The sequence below is a fragment of the Streptomyces fumanus genome (genome assembly GCF_014655295.1).
In the GTDB taxonomy this organism is placed as follows: Bacteria; Actinomycetota; Actinomycetes; order Streptomycetales; family Streptomycetaceae; genus Streptomyces; species Streptomyces fumanus.
On the sequence record NZ_BNBI01000036.1, the window covers coordinates 1 to 1436 of the forward strand.

1 protein-coding gene is annotated in these 1436 nt (G+C 68.8%); it reads left to right on the forward strand.

What is annotated here, in order from left to right; all coding sequences use genetic code 11:
• Positions 1 to 1436, forward strand: a 1436-nt coding sequence (gene zwf, locus IE316_RS35165; protein WP_190208635.1) for a glucose-6-phosphate dehydrogenase, incomplete at both ends; no start/stop codon positions are given.

The window sequence follows — 1436 nt, forward strand, 5'->3', positions numbered from 1 at the left end:
GACCGGCGGCTCCCGCGTATCGCGGGGCCGTCGGGCCTGGTCATCTTCGGCGTCACCGGCGACCTCTCCCGCAAGAAGCTCATGCCCGCCGTGTACGACCTCGCCAACCGGGGTCTGCTGCCGCCGGGCTTCTCGCTCGTCGGCTTCGCCCGCCGCGACTGGGAGCACGAGGACTTCGCCCAGGTCGTGCACGACGCCGTCAAGGAGCACTCCCGCACCCCCTTCCGCGAGGAGGTCTGGCAGCAGCTCATCCAGGGCATGCGCTTCGTCCAGGGCACCTTCGACGACGACGCCGCCTTCGAGAAACTGCGCGCCACCATCGAAGAGCTGGACCAGGCCCAGGGCACCGGCGGCAACTTCGCCTTCTACCTCTCGGTGCCGCCCAAGTCCTTCCCCGTGGTCATCCAGCAGCTCAAGAAGCACGGCCTGGCCGACCAGAAGGACGGCTCCTGGCGGCGCGCGGTCATCGAGAAGCCCTTCGGCCACGACCTGAAGTCGGCGGAGGAACTCAACTCCATCGTCCACGAGGTCTTCGCCCCCGACCAGGTCTTCCGCATCGACCACTACCTGGGCAAGGAGACCGTCCAGAACATCCTGGCGCTGCGGTTCGCCAACACCATGTTCGAGCCGATCTGGAACCGGTCCTATGTGGACCACGTGCAGATCACCATGGCCGAGGACATCGGCATCGGCGGCCGGGCCGGCTACTACGACGGCATCGGCGCCGCCCGCGACGTCATCCAGAACCACCTGCTGCAACTGCTGGCGCTGACCGCGATGGAGGAGCCCGCCTCCTTCGACGCCGACGCGCTGGCCGCGGAGAAGACCAAGGTGCTCGGCGCGGTCCGGCTGCCCAAGGACCTGGGCCGCGACACCGTGCGCGCCCAGTACGCGGCCGGCTGGCAGGGCGGCGAGAAGGTCATCGGCTACCTCGAAGAGGACGGCATCGACGGCAGGTCGAAGACCGACACCTACGCGGCGATCAAGGTCGGCATCGACAACCGCCGCTGGGCCGGGGTCCCGTTCTACCTGCGCACCGGCAAGCGGCTGGGCCGCCGGGTGACCGAGATCGCGGTGGTCTTCCAGCGTGCCCCGCACTCCCCCTTCGACCAGACGGCGACCGAGGAACTGGGGTCCAACGCGATCGTCATCCGGGTCCAGCCCGACGAGGGCGTCACCGTCCGCTTCGGCTCCAAGGTGCCCGGCACGTCGATGGAGATCCGGGACGTGTCGATGGACTTCGCCTACGGGGAGTCCTTCACCGAGTCCAGCCCCGAGGCGTACGAGCGGCTCATCCTCGATGTGCTCCTGGGCGACGCCAACCTCTTCCCGCGCACGGAGGAGGTCGAGCTGTCCTGGAAGATCCTCGACCCGATCGAGGAGTACTGGGACAAGAACGGCACCCCGGCCCAGTACCCGGCCGGGACCTGGGGCCC